This window comes from Rhodocytophaga rosea, assembly GCF_010119975.1.
GTDB classification, from domain to species: Bacteria; Bacteroidota; Bacteroidia; order Cytophagales; family 172606-1; genus Rhodocytophaga; species Rhodocytophaga rosea.
In genome coordinates this window covers 3,245,207-3,269,845 of the sequence record NZ_CP048222.1, presented here as the reverse complement: position 1 = coordinate 3,269,845, position 24,639 = coordinate 3,245,207, and the positions used below count along the sequence as shown (strand labels likewise).

Annotated in this window: 24 protein-coding genes; 7 read left to right on the top strand and 17 right to left on the bottom strand. The window is 41.0% G+C overall.

Annotation, left to right across the window (positions count from 1 at the left end; translation table 11 throughout):
* Positions 1–266 precede the first annotated feature (266 nt).
* Entirely contained in the window at positions 267–1,100 is an 834-nt protein-coding gene (locus tag GXP67_RS13715) for a universal stress protein (RefSeq protein ID WP_162443635.1), read from the bottom strand.
* An 89-nt stretch (positions 1,101–1,189) separates the two neighbouring features.
* Positions 1,190–2,023 (bottom strand): universal stress protein, encoded by an 834-nt coding sequence (locus GXP67_RS13710; protein ID WP_162443634.1) that lies wholly within the window; start codon positions 2,021–2,023, stop codon positions 1,190–1,192.
* Between the two features lie 453 nt (positions 2,024–2,476).
* Here GXP67_RS13710 and GXP67_RS13705 point away from each other — a divergent pair, with 453 nt between their 5' ends.
* Both GXP67_RS13705 and GXP67_RS13700 read left to right on the top strand, forming a co-directional pair.
* Positions 2,477–4,702, top strand: a complete 2,226-nt coding sequence (locus GXP67_RS13705) for a PAS domain-containing sensor histidine kinase (protein WP_162443633.1) — start codon at positions 2,477–2,479, stop codon at positions 4,700–4,702.
* A 133-nt stretch (positions 4,703–4,835) separates the two neighbouring features.
* Positions 4,836–5,924, top strand: coding sequence for an adenylate/guanylate cyclase domain-containing protein (locus GXP67_RS13700; RefSeq protein WP_162443632.1), 1,089 nt, complete (start codon positions 4,836–4,838; stop codon positions 5,922–5,924).
* Between the two features lie 109 nt (positions 5,925–6,033).
* Here GXP67_RS13700 and GXP67_RS13695 read toward each other — a convergent pair whose 3' ends face one another.
* Complete coding sequence (locus GXP67_RS13695; RefSeq protein WP_162443631.1) at positions 6,034–6,942, bottom strand: sugar phosphate isomerase/epimerase family protein; 909 nt, start codon at positions 6,940–6,942, stop codon at positions 6,034–6,036.
* Positions 6,943–7,107: 165 nt separating this feature from the next.
* Between GXP67_RS13695 and GXP67_RS13690 the strand changes: the two genes are divergently transcribed.
* Positions 7,108–7,404, top strand: a complete 297-nt coding sequence (locus GXP67_RS13690; protein ID WP_162443630.1) for a hypothetical protein — start codon at positions 7,108–7,110, stop codon at positions 7,402–7,404.
* A 206-nt stretch (positions 7,405–7,610) separates the two neighbouring features.
* Here GXP67_RS13690 and GXP67_RS13685 read toward each other — a convergent pair whose 3' ends face one another.
* The 5 genes from GXP67_RS13685 to GXP67_RS13665 all read right to left on the bottom strand — a co-directional run bounded on the left by GXP67_RS13685 (position 7,611) and on the right by GXP67_RS13665 (position 14,181).
* Positions 7,611–8,723 carry an IS4 family transposase gene (locus tag GXP67_RS13685; RefSeq protein ID WP_162443157.1) on the bottom strand — a complete coding sequence of 371 codons (1,113 nt, stop codon included), beginning with the start codon at positions 8,721–8,723 and terminating at the stop codon, positions 7,611–7,613.
* Positions 8,724–9,004: 281 nt separating this feature from the next.
* Complete coding sequence (locus GXP67_RS13680) at positions 9,005–9,682, bottom strand: IS630 family transposase (protein WP_162442409.1); 678 nt, start codon at positions 9,680–9,682, stop codon at positions 9,005–9,007.
* A gap of 5 nt (positions 9,683–9,687) precedes the next feature.
* Positions 9,688–10,131 (bottom strand): helix-turn-helix domain-containing protein, encoded by a 444-nt coding sequence (locus GXP67_RS13675; RefSeq protein WP_162443629.1) that lies wholly within the window; start codon positions 10,129–10,131, stop codon positions 9,688–9,690.
* 410 nt (positions 10,132–10,541) lie between these two features.
* Positions 10,542–12,935, bottom strand: coding sequence for a ribonucleoside-diphosphate reductase subunit alpha (locus tag GXP67_RS13670; protein ID WP_162443628.1), 2,394 nt, complete (start codon positions 12,933–12,935; stop codon positions 10,542–10,544).
* Between the two features lie 265 nt (positions 12,936–13,200).
* Positions 13,201–14,181 carry a ribonucleotide-diphosphate reductase subunit beta gene (locus tag GXP67_RS13665; RefSeq protein WP_162443627.1) on the bottom strand — a complete coding sequence of 327 codons (981 nt, stop codon included), beginning with the start codon at positions 14,179–14,181 and terminating at the stop codon, positions 13,201–13,203.
* A 322-nt stretch (positions 14,182–14,503) separates the two neighbouring features.
* On the opposite strand from GXP67_RS13665, the gene GXP67_RS13660 reads away from it, so the two are divergent.
* The 4 genes from GXP67_RS13660 (at position 14,504) to purS (ending at position 16,957) form a co-directional block, all read left to right on the top strand.
* Positions 14,504–15,097 carry a TIGR04282 family arsenosugar biosynthesis glycosyltransferase gene (locus GXP67_RS13660; protein WP_162443626.1) on the top strand — a complete coding sequence of 198 codons (594 nt, stop codon included), beginning with the start codon at positions 14,504–14,506 and terminating at the stop codon, positions 15,095–15,097.
* Positions 15,094–15,909 carry a purine-nucleoside phosphorylase gene (locus tag GXP67_RS13655; protein WP_162443625.1) on the top strand — a complete coding sequence of 272 codons (816 nt, stop codon included), beginning with the start codon at positions 15,094–15,096 and terminating at the stop codon, positions 15,907–15,909. The genes GXP67_RS13660 and GXP67_RS13655 overlap by 4 nt, the downstream gene beginning before the upstream one ends.
* Positions 15,910–15,998: 89 nt before the next feature.
* Positions 15,999–16,706, top strand: a complete 708-nt coding sequence (gene pssA / locus GXP67_RS13650; RefSeq protein ID WP_162443624.1) for a CDP-diacylglycerol--serine O-phosphatidyltransferase — start codon at positions 15,999–16,001, stop codon at positions 16,704–16,706.
* Complete coding sequence (gene purS, locus GXP67_RS13645; protein ID WP_162443623.1) at positions 16,703–16,957, top strand: phosphoribosylformylglycinamidine synthase subunit PurS; 255 nt, start codon at positions 16,703–16,705, stop codon at positions 16,955–16,957. Before pssA ends, purS begins: the two co-directional genes overlap by 4 nt.
* Positions 16,958–17,015: 58 nt before the next feature.
* On the opposite strand, the gene GXP67_RS13640 is transcribed toward purS, so the two are convergent.
* The 9 genes from GXP67_RS13640 to GXP67_RS13600 all read right to left on the bottom strand — a co-directional run bounded on the left by GXP67_RS13640 (position 17,016) and on the right by GXP67_RS13600 (position 24,600).
* A complete protein-coding gene (locus tag GXP67_RS13640) occupies positions 17,016–17,444 on the bottom strand; it encodes a BrxA/BrxB family bacilliredoxin (protein ID WP_162443622.1) in 429 nt (142 codons plus the stop codon).
* A gap of 84 nt (positions 17,445–17,528) precedes the next feature.
* On the bottom strand, positions 17,529–17,840 hold the full coding sequence (locus GXP67_RS13635) for a DUF59 domain-containing protein (protein ID WP_162443621.1): 312 nt from the start codon (positions 17,838–17,840) through the stop codon (positions 17,529–17,531).
* Between the two features lie 24 nt (positions 17,841–17,864).
* Entirely contained in the window at positions 17,865–18,293 is a 429-nt protein-coding gene (locus tag GXP67_RS13630; RefSeq protein WP_162443620.1) for a SufE family protein, read from the bottom strand.
* Positions 18,294–18,299: 6 nt separating this feature from the next.
* Positions 18,300–18,926, bottom strand: a complete 627-nt coding sequence (locus GXP67_RS13625) for a Uma2 family endonuclease (RefSeq protein WP_162443619.1) — start codon at positions 18,924–18,926, stop codon at positions 18,300–18,302.
* Positions 18,919–20,142, bottom strand: a complete 1,224-nt coding sequence (locus GXP67_RS13620) for a SufS family cysteine desulfurase (RefSeq protein ID WP_162443618.1) — start codon at positions 20,140–20,142, stop codon at positions 18,919–18,921. The genes GXP67_RS13625 and GXP67_RS13620 overlap by 8 nt, the downstream gene beginning before the upstream one ends.
* 69 nt (positions 20,143–20,211) lie before the next feature.
* The gene (gene sufD, locus GXP67_RS13615) at positions 20,212–21,537 is read right to left on the bottom strand and encodes a Fe-S cluster assembly protein SufD (protein WP_162443617.1); all 1,326 of its coding nucleotides are present in this window, start codon (positions 21,535–21,537) and stop codon (positions 20,212–20,214) included.
* A 127-nt stretch (positions 21,538–21,664) separates the two neighbouring features.
* Positions 21,665–22,417 (bottom strand): Fe-S cluster assembly ATPase SufC, encoded by a 753-nt coding sequence (gene sufC / locus GXP67_RS13610; RefSeq protein WP_162443616.1) that lies wholly within the window; start codon positions 22,415–22,417, stop codon positions 21,665–21,667.
* A gap of 88 nt (positions 22,418–22,505) precedes the next feature.
* Positions 22,506–23,951 carry a Fe-S cluster assembly protein SufB gene (gene sufB / locus GXP67_RS13605; RefSeq protein WP_162443615.1) on the bottom strand — a complete coding sequence of 482 codons (1,446 nt, stop codon included), beginning with the start codon at positions 23,949–23,951 and terminating at the stop codon, positions 22,506–22,508.
* Between the two features lie 160 nt (positions 23,952–24,111).
* Complete coding sequence (locus GXP67_RS13600; protein ID WP_162443614.1) at positions 24,112–24,600, bottom strand: Lrp/AsnC ligand binding domain-containing protein; 489 nt, start codon at positions 24,598–24,600, stop codon at positions 24,112–24,114.
* Between the last annotated feature and the right edge of the window lie 39 nt (positions 24,601–24,639).

The following is a 24,639-nucleotide window of genomic DNA, read 5'->3' as shown; positions in this document are numbered from 1 at the left end:
GCAAAGTAAAAGCGCAACAGATCAGTATTCAATTTTATAGGGTACACTCCAGGTAAACACATTCATTTTCAAAGGTGTACTGCAGGTTTACATCTGCTTATGGTGGGTTGACAATTGGTAAACAAGCAATCGTAATAGCTAAATTAACAGGCTTTCCGTTCCAAAGTATTGTAATTTTCATGGAAAAGGTACGGAGCTACTGAAAATGCAAAAGCGGCAGGTGCCGCTTTTGAGTCTGTCCTCTGAAATGATTTTAAGCAAGTTTTCTATTTATGCAATACTAGTACAGGTATCCGGCTGTGAAAAACCTGTTTTTTGCTCAGGCTCTTATCAACCAGCTGCTGAAGAAAATTGCGGTGATGTGTAACTGTTACCAGTAAATCCGCTTGCTTTTGAAGTACAAAGGTGTCAATTCCTTTCTGTACATCCCGGTTTCCGTTTATAAAAAAAGAGATATGATCATAAGGCAACTGGCGGGATAACTTCCGGATGTTATGCAGGGTATTGTTCTGTACCGCTTCCATTTCCTCCTTCTCTACATGCAGAAATAAGAGTTCTGCGCCAAAGTATCCGGCTAACCTGGCAACAAATTTTACCTGCTTTTCTTCTGCCTCATCCAGCTCTGTGGCGTATACCATCTGTTTGATTTCCCGGTAAATAGCCTTTGCCGGAACCACCAGCACCGGACAACGGGTTTGTTTAATTACACTAGAGGTATGCGTTCCCATCCATTCTTCTGCTATAGTATTGGCTCCCTCCGTACCCATTACAATCAGATCTGCCTTTATTTCATTGGCCATGGTTGCAATCCCATCAGCCGCCAGGCCGCATCTTACTGTGCAGGAAGCCTGTAAACTGGCAGGCGCATTTACTTTATTGATCCAGTTGATGAGGTGTTCGAGTCTGGCTTTTACCTCCGGCTCATATTCATGGTTTATTTCCGGCTGCAAGTACAGTTCCGTAAAGGGAATGATGCTGGGAAAATAATAAGTATGAAACAAGTGTAAGCAGGCACCACTTTTTATGGCAAGATCGCTGGCATACAACAGGGCATTGGTAGCCGCTTCAGAAAAGTCTATGGGGCAGAGTATATTTTTCATGGCAGCTTTATCAGATAGTGGAAAATGCAGCAGGTTATAGTTGAATAAATGATGAAATGGCTGTCAGGCTATTCCCTTCAGCATTAAACTTAGCTATGAAATGTTAATACTGGCCTATCAGCATGATTCACTATATTTTCTGTTACGCTGCCATCCAGTAGGTGTGCTAATCCGGTACGTCCGTGGGTAGCCATTGCTATAATATCGGCACCTGTTTTTTTGGCAAAAGCCGTAATGCCATCTTCTACGCTGTAATGGTCTACAATATGGGTGGTATAATTTTTAAACTCATGCTTATCTAAAAATGCTTCCAGGCGCTTTTCTATGGCAAAAGTAGTCTGGTAGTCGAGCGGAGTGTTTACGTAGAGGATTTGTAGTTCAAAGCCAAAACTATCTTGTAACTGGTTGAGCTTGCTGATAAACGCTTTTGGAATATCTTTGAAATTGGTAGCCAGTACTGTTTTCCGGAGTTTGAAGTCATTAATTTTCCTGGCCACTGTCAATACCAGGCAATTTGCATAGCGCACCACTCTTTCTGTATTAGAACCATCCAGCAATTCCAGCAAGCCACTGGCACCTCCGGTACCCATTACAATCATATCTATTTTCTCTTTGGTAATTATTTCAGATACCTGCTGGAACACACTGCCCATTTTAATATATGGCGCTATCTGAATGTCTTTTTCCCGGAACGGTTTAATAATGTTCTCTAATTTGCTGAACACTTCTTCTCTGGCATAGTCTAATTTCTCTTTCATATCCTTTGGAATACTGGATCCACTGTTATACTCACGGTCGTAAGCTGTCTGAATTACGTGCAGTAGCTGTACAGAAGCTCCGGTTTGCCGGGCAATAACAACGGCCGTTTCCAGGGCATGAATGGCTTCTTTGGAGCAATCGGTAGGTACAAGAATGGTTTTCATAAGGCATTCAGAGAAAATAGGTGAGCAGATCAGTCATTTAAAGTCTATGCAATAACTACAGCCTTCGCTGATCAATTGCAACGGCTTTTTGCCAGCACGGTCAGGTGCATTTGCCTTACAAATTTTACACATAAATTTTATGAAGCCAATGATAAAGTGCAAAATAAAATATGATTTATATCATACTTCTCCAATCACAGACCGAAGGGTAGGTTAATATCATGGCTATTGAGATTGTCAGGCAGATTCAGAAGAATGCGGTGCTTTTTGATTATCATTGTAATCTCATCCCTGGGTTTCTGAGTTACGCTTCTTCTTTTTGAATTCCCATAGTCAGCGATAATTGAGAGGGAGCCATACATGTAAAAGTCTCTTCATTAGAGACACAGGCCAAAACCAGTATTGGTCCTTGCGCAGGCAATTCAAGGGTGAGGATTCCAAAATTCAATATGTATGCAACACCTGCATGATTTTACCATTATAGAACAGGTTGACACCAGCCAAACGCATAGGGTCTATAAAGCCAGGCGGCCAGATGATCCGGCAACGTATCTGATTACTGTTCAGCCTATGGATTCTTTGCCATCTGAAACAGACGCTCAGCCACCTGCCTATGAAAATTTGCTTATGGAAGCTCAGGAGGAAATGCGCCGGAAAGAACAGTTCTACCGCTCCTTGCTTGAAAATACCTTTGACGATGTAATGGTGTGCGATGCCAATGGAATTATCACCTACATTACGCCTGGCATCCGCAAGTATGGTTACGAACCAGAATACCTGATTGGCAAGTCAGAAATGGAACTGATACACCCCGAAGACAGGCAGAGTATGGAAGCACAAATGTATCAGACCGTTATTCAGCCGGGCACTGTTTTCAGAGATATGATGCGGGTACGCCTGAGTAATGGACAGTACCGGAGTCTGGAAGTAATTGGCAAAAACCTACTGGAAGATAAAGCGGTGCAGGGAATGGTAGTTAATTTCAGAGATATTACCGAGCAGCAAGAGGCCAAAGAAGAAATCGTGCGGAAGGAAAAGTATTTCAGAACGCTGCTCGAAAATTCATTCGATGTTACTTTTACCAGGAATGCAGATGGGGTGATTACCTATGTTTCTCCTTCGGTAGAACGGGTATTAGGCTATGCGCCAGAAGAATTGATCGGAGGATTTGGTATGGATATGTATCATCCTGAAGCCATACAAGGCATTCTGGATGACTATGTACGATTTACTACTCAGGAAGCTCCTCATACCGGCAGTTACCTGAGACGCATTCAGATGATACGCAAAGACGGAAGAGCGATAGAAGTAGAAGCCATGATCCGGAATCTGTTGCAGGAAGAAACGGTACAGGGTTTTCTTATTACCCTGCATGATATTACCGACCGCTTATATGCTGAAAAACAACTCATTACCAGAGAGAAATACTTCCGTTCACTGATAGAAAATTCCACTGATATAGTTTCTATTGCAGATGCTGATGTAAATTTCTTTTATGCCAGCCCGGCAGTAGAACGGATTATTGGCTATACGATGGACGAATACATTACCCTGAATGGCGCAGAACTGGTACACCCCGATTATCTGCCCATGGTGAGTGATACTTATATTAGTGTAGTACAACAGGCAGGCGCACTGGCTAAAATTGAGTTTCCTTTCCGGCATAAAAAAGGGCACTATGTATTTCTGGAGGTAATCTTGAAAAATATGCTGCAGGATGAAGACGTAAAAGGTATTGTGATGAATTCCAGGGAGATTTCTGAGCGGAAAAAAGCCGAAGAGGTACTTAGAGATTACAATGAAGTGCTGAAAGCAGAAGTAGCCCGGCAAACAGATTCACTGCTGAAAAAAAATGAAGAACTGCATACTATTCTGGAAGACCTGAAAAATGCCCAGATGCAGCTTATCCAGTCGGAAAAAATGGCCTCTTTGGGTCAGCTTACGGCCGGTATTGCCCATGAAATTAATAACCCGATCAACTTTGTGTCGGCCAATATTGACCCGCTCAAACACGATTTTGAGGAATTGCAAACGTTGCTTGAACAGTATATTGCCTTGCACCAGTCGCCAGATGTACCGGCTGATCTGCAATACATTGAGCAGGGAATGGAGCATATAGATGTTCCTTATCTGATGGAGGAAATAAAAGCACTTCTCACCGGCATTGATGAAGGTGCCAAACGGACCAAGGAAATTGTAATCGGCCTCCGGAATTTTTCCAGGCTGGATGAAAGTGAAACCAAACTTGCCAACATCCATGACGGACTGGATTCTACCTTAATGTTATTACGCCATAAGTTTAAAAACCGTGTCACCATCGAAAAAGACTATGGCAACATTCCGCTGATCGAAAGTTATCCGGGTAAGCTGAACCAGGTGTTTATGAATATTCTTACTAATGCGATTCAGGCAATTTCCGGCGAAGGCTATATTTATATTAAAACCTGGCAGGAAGGCAAGCTGGTGCATATTTCTATCAAAGATACTGGTTCGGGCATGAGCACGGAGGTGAAGGAACGTATTTTTGAGCCTTTTTTTACCACCAAGGAAGTGGGGATGGGAACTGGCCTGGGCTTATCTATCAGTTATGGCATTATTCAGAAACACAGAGGAGAAATCCGGGTATTTTCGCAGCCAGGTAAAGGAACGGAATTCATCATCACTTTACCAGTTACATAAGGCTACATGAATTTTTTTAGGATATAAGGGAGGGTAAATGACTGGTTTGCTGTCTTACCTTAAATATGTGGTACATGGGAAATACAATGTAAGTGAAGGAAAACCGACTACAGAATAAACTATTATCAAACAGATGCAAGACGAAAAACTAAGTATATTATATGTGGACGATGAAGAGCAGAACCTGATTTCGTTTAAGGCTGCATTCCGCCGGCATTATACCATTTATACAGCCAACAGCGGCAAGGCTGGATTGGAAATTCTCCAGAATGAAAAAGTCAGCCTGATCATTACTGACCAGCGTATGCCTGAGATGACCGGCGTACAGTTTCTGGAAAAAGTGATTCCTGCCTATCCGGATACCATTCGCATGATTCTGACTGGTTTCAGTGATATTGAAGTAATTATTGATGCCATTAACACTGGCCGGGTATTCCGCTATATTACAAAACCCTGGGACAGTGGCGAACTAAAAATGACCATTGATAATGCCTGCCAGTTATTCCGACTGCAACAGAATAATAAGTCGTTGCTGGAAGAATTGCATACCAGGGTGCATGAGCAGGAAAGAACCCTCAAACTATTTCAAAAATACGTTCCGGAAGAAGTGGTACGAAAAGCGCTGCTATCCACGGAAGAGTCTATTTTTGAGGGAGAAACAAAGGAAGTTACCGTATTATTCTGCGATATCCGGGGTTTTACCACCATTAGTGAGCAAATTACGCCAAAAGAAGTGGTGGCGCTGCTTAACGCCTATTATGGCACCATGACGGAATCTATCCGGCGGCATAATGGCACCGTGAACCAGTTTGTGGGTGATGAGATCTTTGCTTGTTTTGGAGCACCGGTTTCGCAGGTGAACAACGAGCAGAATGCGGTATTTTGTGCCCTGGAAATGATGAAACGTCTCGATAAACTCAATGAAGTTTTCTTTGATAAGCTGGGGCAAAAGATTGAAATTGGCATCGGCATTAATGCTGGCGAAGTAGTTGTTGGAAATACAGGCTCCGAAGACCATATAGGTTATTCTATTACTGGCGATACGGTAAACACCGGCAAACGCATTGAAAGCCTTACTAAAGATTTTCCGGATACTATTCTCATCAGCGACTCCGTATGCCATAAAGTAGAACACCTGTTGCAACTCAAAACCTGGGAGCCGATGAGCCTGAAAGGAAAGCGGGATAAGATTCAGGTATACGAAGTGCTTGGAAGAAAATAAAGCCGGCTAGTTTTATGCAAGCCGGCTTACTATGATATTTATTAAGAGAATACGAATACGATTATCAAATTAATATTGCACAGATAATACTCACTACTTCATACTTATATTACTTACTCGCATTCAGGCTTTTGATGTATTCCAACGATTGCGGAATCTGGTGTATGGCTTCCGGATGTTCGTCTTCAATAAAATAATGTTTTACTCCCAGGCGCTGTGCTTCCAGTAATAGGGGCTTGTAAGCGATCTGACCGGTTCCCAGAGGCACATTCCATTCATCTGGTGCATGGCCGGTATTATTTCCTTTTTCGCCTTTTTTCATGTCTTTCAGGTGCATCAGGCTAAAGCGGTTTGGATATTTTTTGAGCAATCTCAATGGATCTTCGCCGCCATGGAATGTCCAGAATACATCCATTTCAAAATTTACAAACTTGGGGTTGGTGTTTTTTACGATATAATCGAACAGTGTACCATTCTCATAGGGCCTGAACTCGTAGCCGTGAATGTGATAGCAAAAATTAATGCCACTGGCTTTCAGTTTTTCGCCCCAGCGGTTAAAATCGCTTACAGCTTTTTTTGCGTCTTCAATTGTAAAATCATCGCCTTTGTGGGGAATCCATGCAACCATTATATAAGTTGCACCCATAGTTTTGGCATCCCGGATGATACCTTCCATGTCTTTATCGAACCGTTCATAGCCTGCACCAATGCTGGGGCAAACCAAGCCGTATTTTTCAGTCAGTTTTTTGAAATCTTCTGGTTTCATATCATAGAAACCTCCTCCTTCAATTTCTTTAATGCCCATCTGCTGAATTTTAGCCAGGGTGCCTTCTACATCTTTGGGAAATTCTGCCCGGAGGCTATATAACTGTAAACCCACTTCGCTGGTAAAAGAACCGGATGATTTACCGGCTTTGTCTTTTTTCTGGGCAAATGCGGTATAAGGCTGGGAAAGAATTCCCAGTACGCTTAAGGTAATAAAGAAAACAATAGATTTAAGAATAGGTAGCAATCTCATAATTGAAAAAAATGGTTTTCTGCAAATAAATGAAATTGTATGTATCAAACAACAAACTGGATAATTCTTGTTTAACCCTGTTTGAAAAAGCTTGCTTACAGAGCAAGCCATACAACCTTTTCCGGCAAAAGCGGGTCATAGGTATATATCCTTTAAGCGTAAGCCATGAATAGAATTCTCCTGATCACCCTTCTGCTGGTGTTAACCACTACCGCCTGTTCCAAGGAAGAAGTCGGTGTAAAAAGCCGGAAGTACGAAAATTTTACACAGATACATTCCCAAATGAAGTATGAGGCTATTGTGGAGAGGTTTGGCGAGCCGGATCAGGATTTAGGCAGCGGCATTCACATTTATGTATACAAATTGGCAGATAATACGGAAATCTGGATCGGCTATACCGATACGATCTTATACGCACGTCACATGGACAGCCAGCAGAATCTGCTGCATGTGATTATCTGAGGTAATATCTAAATTTAGTTGATTATATAGTCGATTAACTCTTACGCCGTCCTTACTTTCTTTGTCATTGCTACAAAGAAAGTAAGCAAAGAAAAATCTAGAAAAAACAATGCTTCCCTGCTCAGGGCCAACGCATTGCCCGCTGTTTTTTCGGGCCATCACGCATGGAATATTTATTTTATATTGGTTGTGTAACCACATTTACTCTACCCAACTATTTTATTAGGCAATCTACTAGACTGAAATACTTGTCTTAAAGTCCGGCTCAACAATCGCATAAGGGTTTGAAAAGCAATCAAATCTTTGTTCCATTCTACTCTGATAGCATAGCCGATACAATCAAGACCATACCTGAAAAAACTATTAGCTTTGTAACCGTGTTTCTTTTTTGGTATGGCTTTAATTTTTTGATGACAATACAAGCCATAAGTTAAACAAAAGCCATAGGCAATGCTTACCAGACCGATCAATTTTTTGAGTTTGTCTGTAAGCTTCAAGTGAGTAGACTCCAAATCAAAGCCTCTTCCTTTCATATTCTGAAATAAGGTTTCAATGGTCCATCTTTTTCTATAGAGTTGTCCAAGCAGACCTACCTTAACTGTACCTAATAAAAACAGAATGTCTCCACTTCTGAGTTTCTTTATATATACATTAGCCCAGACACCATCTACCAGACAATCGGCTAAAGACAATTCGCTAGCTTTAGTAAGCAACTCTTCTACCCGGTGCTGTCTGCCATCCAGGCGTGTGATCAGATGATGTTTGGGCACACGGATGCAGAACAGAATACCATGGCTCTTCAAGTAAGAAAGCCAGTTGTGGCCAATAAATTCTCTGTCAGCCACTACCATACCAATGCGTTCTTTGCCTACTAAAGCAATGCATTGACTAAGGAAGGCTTTCCTATCATCTGTAGCCGAATTACCACTTTCATTCTCCAATAACTGCCAATACAGCGGCACATGCAGCACTCCACTTGTGGCAACTACCATCAATATATTGACTTGGCACTGACCAAAATCCCATTCCGTTCGATCTATACACAAGCTAATCTTTCCTTGAGGCAGAAAGCATAACAGCAAGCAGGCTAAGGCTTGATAATCCAAGTCTACTTCCCGAAAGAAATCCTGTATCCTTACCTGATTACAACTTATTTTGGCTTCATCATTGAGATAATGAGCCAGATGAGAAAACTGTACCTTTCTGCTCTGAATCAAAGCCAGCACAAAGCTGGTAATAAATTTCTTGCGGGCTAAGTTTTTAACGATTGCTACTTTGTCCAAAACTTGTTTAACTTCGTTGGTGAAGTATTGCTTCATAGGGAATGTGTTTTTTGTAGTTTGGTCACCACAAAATTCCACTTCCCTTTTTTATTTTCATAATAGTAGCTTTTTAGTTGGGTAGAGTAAACCACATTTATCCTTGTCTAATATTTATTTGAACATTTCAAACCGTTTTTTATAAATTTTATTTTTACATAAAAACGAATATTGATATTGCAAATGTGGCTCTTATCTTCTTTATTTACATCAACGAAAAAGAAAAGGGACCGTTTCCTAGAAACAGCCCCTTAACCAACTAGTGTTCTAGCAATTTAATTTCATGTATTAATTTTGCTAATTTCTATGTATCTGTTTTTTAGTTTTACACGAGCTTTCTCAGTTGTAAACGACCAGTTGACTTTTACCGCTTTTAGATTTCGATTCTTTTGCCAAATAAGAGTCTCGGATTCAAGTATTTCCTGATTTGCGATTCGTCTGTCTAAGCACTGGCGTGCAAGGGATGAAAATTCCATTTCTGCCATGTTTAACCACGAGCCGTGTTTAGGTGTAAAATGGAATTCCAGCTTATTTTTGAGTTGCCGGGCCTCTTCGAAGGGTAAATTTTCATAAAATGCCCCATAGGAATGGGTTTGATAATTATCCTGAACAAGTTTGATTTTAGTTTCAGTTGGATAATGTTCTTTGACCACCCACTGCATAAAGTGGCTATAATCAGCTTTAGTTTTTGTGGTGGTAACCTTTATATGCCGTTGCCCGGTATCCATATTGTAAGCCAGTAGCACATTACAAACGCCATTTCTTAGGTATTCCTGATGTTGTTTTTGTGTGCAATTAGCTTTAGCCGGAATGGGTGTCAACACATGGTCAATAAGTTGACAAGGACGTTCATCAAAGCATAAACGGACAATCCCTTCCTCTTGAGGTTGAGCGTACAAATCTAAAACATCTTCCATAGTGGCAACATATTCGCCATTGATGATACCAATGCACCACATTTGCTTTAACCAAGGCTTAAGCCTGCTTTTTTTAAAACTTGCCGGATGGATTCATTGGATATAGTTTCAACATAGTTAAGTTCAACCATTTTTTGGTTCAATAAGGATAAAGTCCAACGGGCAGAGCCGGCAGGCGACTCACTACAAGCCATACTGGTAATCTGTGCTTCCAAGCGTTGTGTAACGATAGGGGGTTGACCACTTCTGGGGCGTTCTTCCAAAGCATTAGATAGCCCTCCGGCAAAGTATCGCTTTTTAATGCGATAATAATGGTTACTGTCGATGCCTAATTCTGATTGAACTTCAATCCTTGATTTACCTGAATTCATTAATAATAAGGCTCTTGCACGAGTTATTTTGCGACTCTTGTGCGTTCCTTTTTTTATAATTGAGCTCAGTTCGGTTTTTTCTGATTCTGACAAACTTACTTTAGTAGCGATCCGTGCCATGAGAATAAAAAGTTTATCCTCAAAATTAATAACTAAAATTAAATTGCTAAAACACTAGTTGAGAAACCTACTTTTTACGTTTTACGTAAAAATGGAAAGGTCTACCATTTGCACGGTGCACGCGCTTACCTTTAATGGTAATAAACATGGTATAAATCTCAACATAATCTGGGTGATTCGCTTTTTGCGATTTGTCCATTTTCCTGAAATTTAAATAGCCTAATCAAGTTGCGACCTTGGTTAGGTTTCTTTTTGCTCTCACCCAAAGCAATATTTTAATAATACTCTATTCAGCATTACATCTGAATCCAGTACTGTTTTTATTCTACTTAATATAAATAAGTCTTTAAAAGAAGCCTGCCATATAGTTTATGACAGGCTAAGGTTTAAGGATATTTCTTAGTTTAAAATTAACTTCCGCAAGCTTCGCAGCCCTCCGGATTGTCTAAGGAACAAGTCATGTCGCTTGCATTTTGCTCTTTCAGGCGCAGGGTATCTTCCTGGCTTACGAGTACCGGTTGTAAGGCTACTTCGGCTTGTTTTTCTACCACAGTGAACTTCACGGCATCGGCAGCAGCTTTGGTACGCAGGTAATACATACCGGTTTTCAGGCCTTTCTTCCAGGCATAGAAGTGCATAGAAGTCAGTTTACCAAAGTTCGGGTCCTGAATATGAATGTTCAGGCTCTGGCTCTGGCAGATGAACGCACCCCGGTCAGCAGCCATATCAATAATGGTTTTCTGCTTGATTTCCCATACGGTTTTGTACAGGTCTTTAATATGCTGCGGAATCTCATTGATGTTCTGAATAGAGCCATTTGACTTAATTACTTTATTCTTCATCCCTTCATTCCACAGGTTCAAACGAACGAGGTCTTTCAGCAAGTGTTTGTTCACTACCGTAAACTCACCGGATAATACCCGGCGGGTGTAAATATTGGAAGTATAGGGCTCAAAGCACTCATTATTACCCAGGATCTGTGAGGTAGAAGCGGTTGGCATTGGTGCTAATAACAGAGAGTTGCGTACGCCATGTTCTTTTACTTGTTTACGTAAGGCGTTCCAGTCCCAGCGGTTGGATTTGGGTTCTACGCCCCACATATCAAACTGGAAAATACCTTTGGAAATGGGAGAGCCTTTGAAGCTTTCATAAGGTCCATTCTTTTTAGCCAGCTCCATAGAAGCCGTCATGGCACCAAAGTAAATGGTTTCAAAAATATCCCGGTTCAGGCCTTGTGCTTCGTCTGACTCAAAAGGCATACGCAGCATAATAAAGGTATCCGCCAGACCTTGTACACCCAATCCAATCGGGCGGTGGCGCATATTGGAATTACGGGCCTCGGGTACCGGATAATAGTTGATGTCGATGATCTTATTCAGGTTTTTGGTAACTACTCTGGTTACTTCAAATAACTTCTGATGGTCGAATTTGCCATTATTAATAAACTTAGGCAGCGCAATAGAAGCCAGGTTACAAACCGCTACCTCGTCTAGGGACGTGTATTCCATAATTTCGGTACACAGATTCGACGATTTAATGGTACCCAGGTTCTTCTGGTTTGACTTGCGGTTGGCATGGTCTTTAAACAGCATGTATGGTGTGCCTGTCTCTGTTTGCGATTCCAGGATTTCAAACCATAGTTCCTGCGCTTGCACCGTCTTTCTGGCTCTTCCTTCACGTTCGTATTTCTCGTACAATTTCTCGAACTCGTCACCATAGCAATCCGACAAGCCAGGGCATTCATTGGGGCACATCAGCGACCATGTTCCATTGTCTTCTACCCGTTTCATAAACAGATCGGGAATCCAGAGCGCATAGAACAAATCACGGGCACGCATTTCTTCTTTCCCGTGGTTCTTTTTCAGTTGCAGGAATTCGAAGATATCAGCATGCCATGGTTCCAGGTATACAGCAAAGGCACCTTTACGCTTGCCACCTCCCTGATCCACATAACGGGCTGTATCGTTGAATACTTTCAGCATCGGAATGATACCATTAGAAGTACCATTGGTGCCTTTAATATAGGAACCAGTAGCCCGTACATTGTGTATGCTCAAGCCAATACCTCCGGCAGACTGGGAGATTTTAGCACATTGTTTTAAGGTATCATAAATGCCATCAATACTGTCGTTCTGCATGGTGAGCAGGAAGCAGCTGGATAATTGTGGCTTAGGTGTACCGGCATTGAACAAGGTAGGCGTAGCATGGGTGAACCATTTTTCTGAAAGCAGATTATAGGTTTCTACCGCCGCTTCTACATCTTCCATGTGTATACCCACTGCCACCCGCATCAACAGGTGCTGCGGACGCTCGGCTACTCTGCCATCTACTCTAAGCAGATACGATTTTTCCAGGGTTTTAAAGCCAAAATAATCATAGCCAAAATCACGGTCATAGATGATAGAAGAGTCGAAAAGGGCAGCATGTTTACGTACCACCTCATATACTTCTTTTGAAATCATTGAGGCGTTTTCCCCTGTTTTCGGATCTACATAGGTATACAGCCTTTTCATGGTATTGGAGAAAGACTTACTCGTAGTTTTGTGCAGGTTAGAAACAGCGATACGGGCCGCAAGTATGGCATAGTCCGGATGAGTGGTGGTCATGGAAGCAGCCGTTTCAGCCGCCAGATTATCCAGCTCCGCCGTGCTTACTCCATCATATAAACCAGCAATTACCTTTTTGGCAATTTCAAGAGGTTGTACATAATTGGCATCCAGGCCATAGCAAAGCCTTTCTATGCGTGCCGTAATCTTGTCAAACTTGACAGACTCGCGCCTTCCGTCTCTTTTGATTACAAACATAAGGTTAAGATTATAAGTGAATAATTATATTAGTTCAAAGACATATTAAACTGCATTAGCTGGTAAACCTTTGATACTAAGTTGGTATCGCCACAAGCTTACTTCAACAGATAAAATTATGTATATAAATATCAGTTTAAAGATTTAATATTATAAAATATATGGCATTTATATAAGTAAATCGCAAAAGAAATTTTAAAGAAAATGAAAATGCCCCATGAAATGAATGCGATGGGGCATTTTAAGTGGTTTGTTATATGATATACTAAAAATCTTCATCTAAACTAAATTTGGTTCCTTCTTTCTCGCCCATCACACCCGCTTTCTGATATTCTGCTACACGGTTTTCAAAGAAATTTGTTTTACCCTGCAAAGAAATCGCATCCATAAAATCGAATGGATTGGGTGTATTATAGTATTTGTTATAACCCAGGCGGCTGAGCCAGAAATCCGCTACATACTCTATATACTGCGACATTAGGTTAGAATTCATGCCGATTAGTGCAGCCGGTAATGCATCTATAATGAATTCCTTTTCGATTTTTACCGCATCTGTTATAATTTCGTATACACGTTCCTGTGACAATTTATTTACTACATAATTATTATAAAGCAAACAAGCAAATTCACAATGCAGGCCTTCATCGCGGGAGATCAGCTGGTTAGAGAAGCTTAAGCCAGGCATTAATCCTCTTTTCTTGAGCCAGAAAATAGAACAGAAGCTACCGGAAAAGAAAATACCTTCTATAGCGGCAAAAGCAATAATACGTTCTGTGAAGCTTTCACTCTGAATCCAGCGCAGCGCCCATTCGCCTTTTTTGGTTACACAGGGAACGGTTTCAAGCGCATTAAATAATTTATCTTTTTCGCGGGAATCTTTAATGTAGGTATCAATCAGCAGGGAATAGGTTTCAGAATGGATGTTTTCCATCATGATCTGAAATCCATAAAAACATTTAGCCTCTGGAAACTGCACCTCGTTCATGAAATTGGTCGCCAGGTTTTCATTCACAATCCCATCGCTGGCAGCAAAAAAGGCAAGTACATGCGAAACAAAGTGCTTTTCGCCATCATTGAGTGTAGCCCAGTCTTTCAGGTCGGGCGACAGGTCAATTTCTTCAGCTGTCCAGAAACTGGCTTCGGCTTGCTTGTACATTTGCCATATATCATTGTGCTGGATGGGAAACAAAACAAACCTGTTTTTATTTTCCACTAAGAGCGGTTCGGTGTTTTGAGCTAAATTCATGCGTGTAACAATTTAAGTAGTACAATAAAATGGAGTTAACCTTCTTCCTTACATCAACCATAATTCTCCATAAGAGTTCTACAAACTTAGAAGTTATCAACATATGGTTGTCCACAAATTAATGTTGACAAAGTGTGGATAAGATGTGCATAAAGATAGTTGGTTGTAAGTCAATAAGTTGAATTCCAGGTGGATAGAAAAATATTGATCAGTCGAAATAAAAGACTTACAGAAAGATATTATCCAATATACAGAAAATTGTGTAAGAATACTAGCACTTTCACGGATAATTTATAATCTTCAGGCCGCTTGTTTGCCGCCTATGCACGAACAAAACCGCTTAATTATATTTGTAAAAAATCCCCAATTGGGCAAGGTAAAAACCAGGCTTGCCCAAACAATTGGCAACCAACAGGCATTAGAGATTTATCTTCGCTTACTTGATCACACAAAAGATATAAGTTCACAGGTAGCAGCCAACCGGGCGGTGTACTACACAGATTTTATAGATAGTAACGATATCTGGCCAGAAGATCAATTCCAGAAATATCTGCAAACTGGCGATGATTTAGGCGAACGAATGAAAAATGCTTTTGCTGCAGCATTTGCCGAAGGTTTTGAAAAAGTAGTAATCATTGGAAGCGACTGTCCGCAGCTTACCTCTGCACATATTGAAGAAGCATTCGATTTATTAAATGCTTTCGGAGCAGTAATCGGCCCGGCAGTAGATGGTGGATATTATTTACTGGGAATGAGTGAATTCATACCGGAATTATTTATAAATAAAGCTTGGAGTTCTGATCAGGTATTGCGGCAAACACTAGCTGACCTCAATCGTTTGGAATACTCTTTTTACCTGTTGGATGAGCTCAGAGACATAGATACCGAAGAAGATTTGAAGATAGTAAATATATGACCAAAGAAACATACGAAGAAGCAGTACGCTACCTCCAAGCGCAAGGCATTACCAGTCCGGAAGTGGGTATTGTATTGGGTACTGGTTTAGGCGAATTGGTGCGCCATATTCAGATTGAAAAATCCATTGATTACAAACAAATTCCTCACTTCCCGGAAGCTACCGTAGAAATGCATAAGGGAAAATTGATTTATGGTACGATCGGCACAAAGAAAGTACTGGCCATGCAAGGCAGGTTTCATTATTATGAAGGATACACCATGCAACAGATTACTTTTCCAGTGCGGGTGATGAAGTTACTGTGTATTAAATATTTGCTTTTATCTAATGCGGCTGGCGGATTGAACCTGAGTTTCAAAAAAGGTGACTTGGTTCTGCTTGAAGATCATATTAACCTGCAACCTGCCAATCCACTTACCGGAGCGAATATTGAGGCATTTGGCCCCCGTTTTCCGGATATGAGCCAGCCTTATTCTCTTGAGCTGAATGAAAAACTACGAAGTATTGCTTCACAAGAAGATATTTCTTTAAAACAAGGTGTATACATTTCTGTTTCCGGGCCTAACCTGGAAACAAGGGCAGAATACCGTTTTTTGAGGCTGATCGGAGGAGATGTAGTAGGCATGTCTACGGTACCTGAGGTAATTGTAGCCAATCATATGAACTTGCCTTGTGCCGCTGTTTCGGTGGTTACTGATGAATGTGATCCAGACCACTTGCAGCCGGTGAATATTGCTGAAATTATTGAGGTAGCCGGAAAAGCAGATGCCAAACTTTCAAGGTTATTTATAAAACTGATAGAAGAATTATAACCAGCGAAAATGTAACTTCGCATTTATTTTTGGATTATACTTAACTTTGTACGGATAATCGATCATACTTACTAGATCAACATACCTATTTGAAAAAGCATATTCCGAATGCGCTCACGTGTGGCAACCTGTTTTGTGGGTGTGTCGGTATTGTAGCCGCCCTGAATAATGAGTTGATGCTGGCAGCCTACCTGACTGGCATTGCCGCTGTACTGGATTTCTTCGACGGATTTGTCGCCCGCTGGCTAAAAGCGTATTCATCTATTGGGAAGGAACTCGATTCTCTGGCCGATTGCGTAACATTTGGCGTATTACCAGGCATGATTATTTTTTCTTTGCTGCGCAAAAGTATGGGAGGGGAAGAATATGGATTATTTGAGTTTGTGGTAGTGCCATATATCGCTTTTGTCATTTCTATATTCTCTGCTCTGCGCCTGGCTAAATTCAATGTGGATACCAGGCAGACGAGTTCTTTTATCGGCGTTCCTACACCAGCCAATGCCATGTTGATCGCTTCTTTTCCGCTTATTTTGTGGCAATATCCGGCTTCGTCTGAGATTATTCTGAACCTGTATTTCTTGATTGGGCTTACGCTGGTGATGTCTTATTTGCTGGTAGCTGAAATTCCGCTGTTTGCCTTAAAGTTTGATAATTATTCTTTCGCTGCGAACAGAACCAAGTATATTTTCCTGATTTTATCCTTAATTTTGATTTTTGCTTTACAATTTATTGCCATTCCCTTTATTATATTATTATACATCGTATTATCACTATTTACAAACCGAAAAGCCGTATGAGATTTGTTGCCGAAATTGATATAATGCCCCTCAAAGAAATTCTGGACCCTCAGGGAAAAGCTGTAAAACTGGGTTTAAAAAACCTGGGAATTTCGCAGGTGGAGGATGTACGGATAGGCAAACACATTAGCCTGGAACTGGAAGCAGATAATGAAAACGTAGCCGAAGAATTAGTAAAGTCTGCCTGTAAAAAATTGTTGGCTAATCTGATTATGGAGGATTATAGTTATAAGATTACGGTTATGGCTTAAAAATAAAAGGGCAGTGAAATTAATTTCACTGCTCTTTTATTTTTATAAAATCTGTTTACTAGTCTTCTTCGTCGCAGAATTCTTCAAATACATTGATTAAATGATTGGCAATCATCTGGGCAGAACGGCCTTCGATGTGGTGCCTTTCTACAAAATGTACCAGCTCCCCATCTTTGAATAAAGCGATAGAAGGAGAGGAGGGAGGATAAGGCAGCATATATTCACGGGCAGTCTGCACCGCTTCTTTATCTACACCGGCAAACACCGTTACCAGACGGTCTGGCGCTACTTCACTGTTCTGAATAGCTAACTTTACACCTGGTCTGGCAGCTCCGGCAGCGCAGCCACATACAGAGTTTACGACTACCAGCGTAGTTCCTGAAGTTTCATCCAGTACTTTTTTTACCTCATCGGCAGTTTTCAGCTCCTGGAAACCAGCAATGGTTAAATCCTGGCGCATGGGAGCTACTAATTGTTCGGGATACATATGATTAAAGTTAAAAAATTTAAGTTTATTTAATTATATCTTCAAAAGCTTCTTACACTTCCAGCTTGCAATCTATAGGTTGGTTTACATAAAACCTAATTCCAGCTTAGCCACTTCCGACATCATATCCTGGGTATACGGCGGATCAAAGGTAAGCTCTACATTCACATCATTTACGCCTTCAATTGCCCGAATCCGTTCTTCTACCTCACCCGGTATTGTACCTGCGGAAGGGCAAGCCGGAGAAGTAAGCGTCATCAGTACATATACGTTATTAACCGGATACACTTTAATATCGTAAATCAGCCCCAATTCGTATACGTCTACCGGAATTTCGGGATCATATACGGTTTTAATGGCATCAATTGTTTTCTCTCTGATTTCTGCTTCAGTCATCTCTTTAAAGTACTATAACTTTTACTACTTCACTTCCTGCTTTGCCTGATAAGCCAGGCCATACAATTTCATCTGCTTTACCATAGAAGCCAGCCCATTGGAACGGGTTTGTGCCAGATGCTGGCTCATTCCGATCTTATCTATAAAATACAGGTTTGAACCCGCAATATCTTCCGGCCGCTGACCTGATAAAGTACGAATCAGTAAGCCTATTAATCCTTTTACAATCACTGCATCACTGTCGCCTTCAAAAATCACTTTATCGCTTTCTATATGAGGATGCAGCCATACCTGCGACTGGCAACCTTTTATTTTATTCTCTTCTGTTTTATATACTTCCGGTAAAGGCTTCAATTTCTTGCCAATATCAATGATATACTCATACTTATCCGTCCAGTCATCAAACATCGAAAACTCGTCAATAATCTCGTCCTGTATCTCGTTTATCGTCATCGCTAATTATTCAAAAAGGCTTGTTACTTGTACGTGAAAACCTTTTACAGCCTGGGAAGACAATGTTCCATCTGTTTTTTTTGATTCCAGAACGTATTTTCTGGTAGCTGAATCGAGCAAATACTGTTCTCCTTCTCCTTTTTTGGGATCAATAATCCAATATTCAGCTACTCCATTCAGTGCATAATCTTCAAATTTAATTCCCCTATCAATAGCTGCCGTTTTATCTGAAAGAATTTCAACGACAAAATCCGGAACTGGAAAAATGTACTGGTCATCGTCGAACAAATCTGATTTCTCTTTGCCGAAAAAGCAAATATCAGGCTCATAATCATTCCGAAGCATTCTTACCATTGTCTTTTCCGAACCCACTTCTCCTAATTGCCCTGCTTTCACGTAGGGGATAAGTTTCGTAAGCAGATTATGATATACCTTAATATGCCTCCGCTTTACAGGAGACTGATAGATGACCCCTGCCCCGTTAATAAATTCTGCCTTCTGGTCATCGCATACAGAATCCCAGAACTGATGCCGACGTTCCTGTTCTGCTATCCAAAATGCTTGCAAATCGTTAAGCAACTGGGGTAGCTCTGGGGATTTTTTGATCTCTTCTAACACCATAAGGTTACGCAAACATCTTAATTACTTTATGCAGGCCTTTTACCAGTTTGTCAATCTCCTCTTTTGTGTTATACATCGCAAACGAAGCACGGGAAGTACCTGGAATTTCGAAGCGGTTCATCAAAGGTTGTGTACAATGATGCCCAGTCCGAACGGCAATTCCCTGTGTATCCAGAATAATTCCAATATCCTGGTGATGTATGCCTTTTACAATAAAAGAAACAATACTGATCTTTTCTTTGGCCGTACCTACAATGCGTAAACCATTTATTTCCTGCAAAGATTCCGTTGCATAGGTCAGTAATTCATGTTCATATTCACTGATCACTGGTTTGCCTATTTCATTGATGTATTCCAGGGCTTTTTTGAAAGCGACAGTATCGGCAATGTTAGGAGTACCAGCTTCAAATTTATAAGGCAACTCGTTATAAGTTGTTCTGGTGAAGGAAACATCTTTAATCATTTCACCACCACCTTGATATGGAGGCATGGCTTCCAGCAAGGCTTTCTTGCCATATAATACGCCTACGCCGGTAGGGCCATACAGCTTATGAGAAGAGAATACATAGAAATCACAATCCAGATCCTGTACGTTGATTTCCAGGTGAGCCGAAGCCTGTGCCCCATCTATCAATACAGTTGCGCCATGCTGGTGCGCCATGTCGATCATCTGTTTTACCGGATTGATGGTTCCCAGGCTATTAGAAACGTATACAATGGCTACGATTTTGGTTTTTTCGCTCAGTAGTTTTTCATATTCTTCTAGAATAACTTCACCGGCATCATTAATAGGAATGGGTTTTAACGTAGCTCCTTTTTCTTCACACAGCATTTGCCAGGGCACAATATTGGAATGGTGTTCCATCGTAGTAACCAGCACTTCATCACCAGCTTTGAGGCTTTTGCCAAACGTAGCCGCTACCAGGTTGATACCTTCGGTGGTACCCCGAGTAAAAATAATTTCTTCTGTAGAGGAAGCATTGATAAACTGGCGAGATATTTCGCGGGTGGCTTCATATTCTGCGGTAGCCCGTTCTGCCAATGTATGAATTCCTCTGTGGATATTGGCATTGATTTCATTATAGTAATCACTCAGCGCCTGAATCACAGATTGAGGTTTCTGGGTGGTAGCTGCATTATCAAAGTATACCAGGGGTTTTCCATGAATGGTCTGGTGGAGAATGGGAAAATCTTTCCGGATTTCGGCCACATCAAATACTTTATACATAGGAGTATTGTTTATATACTATGCCAGAGAAAGTATGGCACAACATTTAGAATTTTAAGTGATACTCACTTATTGATTGAGTCGGTTAGCTATTACTCGTTCTACATACAGCCGGATTGCTTCAATCGAAATCTGATTGATAATATCAGCAGCAAATGCATACATTAATAAAGCTTTGGCTTCATTTACCCCAATACCTCTGGAGCGCAAATAAAACAACATATCTTCATCCAGTTGTCCGGTAGTAGCGCCATGCGAACATTTTACATCATCAGCAAAGATTTCCAGCTGAGGTTTGGTGTTCATGGAAGCCTCTTTAGAAAGCAATATATTCTTGTTGGACTGGAAAGCATTTGTTTTCTGGGCATCCTGCCGGACAAATATCTTTCCATTGAACACACCAGTAGATTTATCGTCCATAATTCCTTTGTACAACTCATTGCTATAGGAATGCGGCTTGGCATGATCTACTAAGGTATGGTTATCTACATGTTGCGAACCATTTAGCATATATAAGCCATATAAATGAGATTCGCAATTCTCTGCATCCAGTACAATATTGAGATTATTGCGGATCAGAGCGCCGCTTAGTGAAACCGTGATAGCCGAAAATTTGCTGTCTCTGGACTGATGTACCTGTGTTGTTCCTATATTATAGGATTGTTCTGATTCATTCTGGATTTTCGTATAGGTTACATTGGCATTCTCCTGTACTACAATTTCCGTCACAACATTGGTAAAACTTGGCTGGTTTCCTTTTGAAAGAAAAGCTTCTACTATAGTTACCTGGCTATTGCGGCTGGCTACAAACAAATTTCTGGGCATAGCAGCGGCAGCTTGTGTTTCGCTGTCCGCAATAAAATACAGGATAACAGGCTTGCTCACCACTTTATTAGCCGGCACATGAATAAAAGCGCCATGCCGGGCGAAAGCCGTATTTAATGCGGTAAAAGCTTCTTTATCATAAGAAGCCAGCGTACCAAAGTATTTTTCTACAATTTCTGTATTTGTTTGGGTTGCTTTAGAAAAATCCTGTATCGTCAGCTCTTCAGCCGGACTAATTATATTGGAGAGTGAAGAGTTAAATACTCCGTTTACAAATACAATTACATTCGCATCAGTATCTGGTATCAGCAGGGAATGTAGTTTGTCGGGTTGTATGGTTGGTGTATTCCGGGCAGGTGTAAAATCAAAATCCTTCTTAAGCAGATTCTTTACATCTGTGTATTTCCATTCCTCGTTTTTGGTAGTAGGAAAACCCAGGCGGTCGAAGTGCCGGATGGCTTCCTGTCTGCGGGTATATAAAGCAGCCGTATCAGCCACTTTTTCTCTGTTTTCGAAAGCTGCTACTAATTTTGATTTATAATCGGTTTGGTATAAGGTGGTATCGCTCATCACTTATCTATATCAATTCTGGTTAAAATCTATCCGTTAAGAAAAAATGCTTTAAATGAAACAAAGCATCTTCTTTGACTCTGGGGCTAATTGTATCTGATTAACAGTCTAAAAAGTTGATCACTAATTAAACTGATACTTCGTCTTTTATCCAGTCGTAGCCTTTTTCTTCGAGCTCCATGGCCAGTTCTTTGGTACCTGATTTTACAATCCGGCCCTGATAGAGCACATGCACAAAATCGGGCACAATGTAATCCAGCAAACGCTGATAGTGGGTAACTACAATAGTTGCATTTTCTTTGGTCCGCAGTTGATTTACGCCTTCTGCTACAATCCGCAAGGCATCTATATCCAGGCCTGAATCAGTTTCGTCCAGAATAGCCAGTTTTGGTTCGAGCATGGCCATCTGAAATATCTCATTCCGCTTCTTTTCTCCACCCGAAAAACCTTCGTTCAAAGAGCGGCTGAGTAAGGCCTGGTCAATATGTACCAGCTTCATTTTTTCCTTCATTCTTTTCAGGAACTGAACCGCATCCAATGGTTCCTGTCCACGTGATTTGCGGATTTCATTTACAGCCGTTTTCAGGAAGTTAGTAGTACTTACGCCGGGAATCTCAATCGGATATTGAAAAGCTAGAAATATTCCTTCTCTGGCCCTTTCTTCAGGAGAAAGTTCCAGCAAATCTTTTCCCTGAAATGATACTTCTCCGCCTGTTACTTCATAGTCTTCCCGGCCAGCCAGTACGGAAGCGAGTGTACTTTTGCCGGAGCCATTTGGTCCCATAATCGCATGTATTTCGCCTGCTTTCACTTCCAGGTTCAAGCCCTTCAATATTTGCTTCTCTCCAATAGAGGCTTGTAGGTTTTTTATACTTAGCATTTTTACGCTTAGGTTTGGTTGTAATCTGGTATTATTCTCAAAATATATGTATGAAAAGACCTCAAAATTTTGAGGTCTTTAGAAGATTTTATCCTACGCTACCTTCCAGGCTGACGGCCAAGAGCTTTTGTGCTTCCACCGCAAATTCCATCGGCAACTGGTTTAATACTTCTTTCGCATAGCCATTTACAATAAGTGCTACGGCTGTTTCGGTATTAATACCCCGCTGGTTGCAATAGAAAATCTGGTCTTCGCCAATTTTAGAAGTAGTCGCTTCATGTTCTACCTGGGCAGTCGGGTTATCTACTTCAATATAAGGGAACGTATGAGCGCCACAGCGGTCGCCCATCAGCAAAGAGTCGCATTGAGAGTAATTACGGGCATTTTCTGCACGGCGTAATACACGTACTAACCCTCTATATGAGTTCTGGCTTTTTCCGGCTGAGATACCTTTGGAAACGATCCGGCTTTTGGTGTTTTTACCAATGTGAATCATTTTAGTGCCGGTATCTGCCTGCTGGTAATTATTGGTTACAGCTACAGAATAAAATTCACCGATAGAGTAATCGCCTTTCAGAATTACAGATGGATATTTCCAGGTAATGGCAGAACCGGTTTCTACCTGCGTCCAGGAGATTTTAGAATGGGCTCCGGCACAAATACCCCGTTTGGTTACAAAGTTATAAATACCGCCTTTGCCTTCTTTGCTTCCGGGATACCAGTTTTGTACCGTAGAATATTTCACCTCCGCTTTTTCGTGGGCTACAATCTCTACTACGGCCGCATGTAGCTGATTTTCGTCCCGCATGGGAGCCGTACAACCTTCCAGATAACTCACATAACTACCTTCATCAGCTACAATTAATGTCCGTTCAAACTGGCCAGTATTAGCGGCGTTGATCCTGAAATACGTAGACAGTTCCATGGGGCTGCGAACACCTTTGGGAATATAACAGAAAGAACCATCACTAAATACGGCTGAATTCAGGGCAGCAAAATAATTATCACCAGCTGGTACAACCGAGCCTATGTATTTTTTGACTAGTTCCGGGTGATTTTCAACTGCTTCGCTCATCGAGCAGAAGATAATACCCAGTTCGCCCAGCTTCTTTTTAAAAGTGGTAGCAATAGATACACTATCAATTACAGCATCCACCGCAACTCCGGTCAGTCGTTTTTGTTCGTCTAAGGAAATGCCTAATTTTTCAAAAGTAGCTCTCAATTCAGGATCAATCTCGTCGAGGCTGTTTGGTTTGATTTTCTGTTTGGGAGCTGAGTAGTAAATAATATCCTGGTAGTTAATTTCTGGATATTTTACATTCGGCCACCTGGGTTCCTGCATGGTAAGCCAGGTTTTGTAGGCTTTTAGCCGCCATTCCAGCATCCATTGGGGTTCATTCTTTTTATTGGAAATAAACCGTACAATATCTTCGCTTAAACCTTTAGGTGCGGCATCCGCCTCAATCTTCGTCTCAAAGCCATACTTATATTCCGACTGCGTAATATTCTCCAGTAACTGAGTGTCTTTGCTCATTTCAAAAGGTGTTATTTAGATTCATTCTTATTAAGTACAAAACTATAACAATAATTGTTTTAAAAAGCTCACATATTATTAAATATTTTTCAAGAAATATTCATTCTGTGGGAATATTTCGCAGCAGGCAGTCAAAAATCTTGTCTAAATGCCTGATAAATTATTTTAATACTGTGTTTTCTTTTTTATGTAAAGGAATCGAGCGGTTAATACTTTCATCCAATGAAATAAATGTTTCTGTACGTTGTATGCCTTTTACTTTCTGAATTTTGTCGTGAAGTACTTCCCGCAGATGCTGGGTGTCACGGCAAATGATCTTGGCAAAGATACTATAATTTCCTGTGGTATAATGCGCATTCACCACTTCAGGAATTTTTTCCAATTCTTTAGAAACCTCCTCATATAAGGAGCTTTTGTCGAGGTAGATGCCTAGAAATGCACTGATGTCCCAGCCTAATTTCGCATAATCGATCACGAGCTGGGCACCTTTTACGATTCCCATTTGCTCCATTTTGTTCATGCGTACATGCACCGTACCCCCGGAAACAAATACTTTTTTACCAATCTCTGTGTAGGGCATATTGGCATCTTCCATCAGCAAAGACAGGATCTGCAGATCTACATTGTCAATTTCTAAATTTTTGTCCATTTTTAAATAGGCGATTTATAAAATTTACAATAAATATAT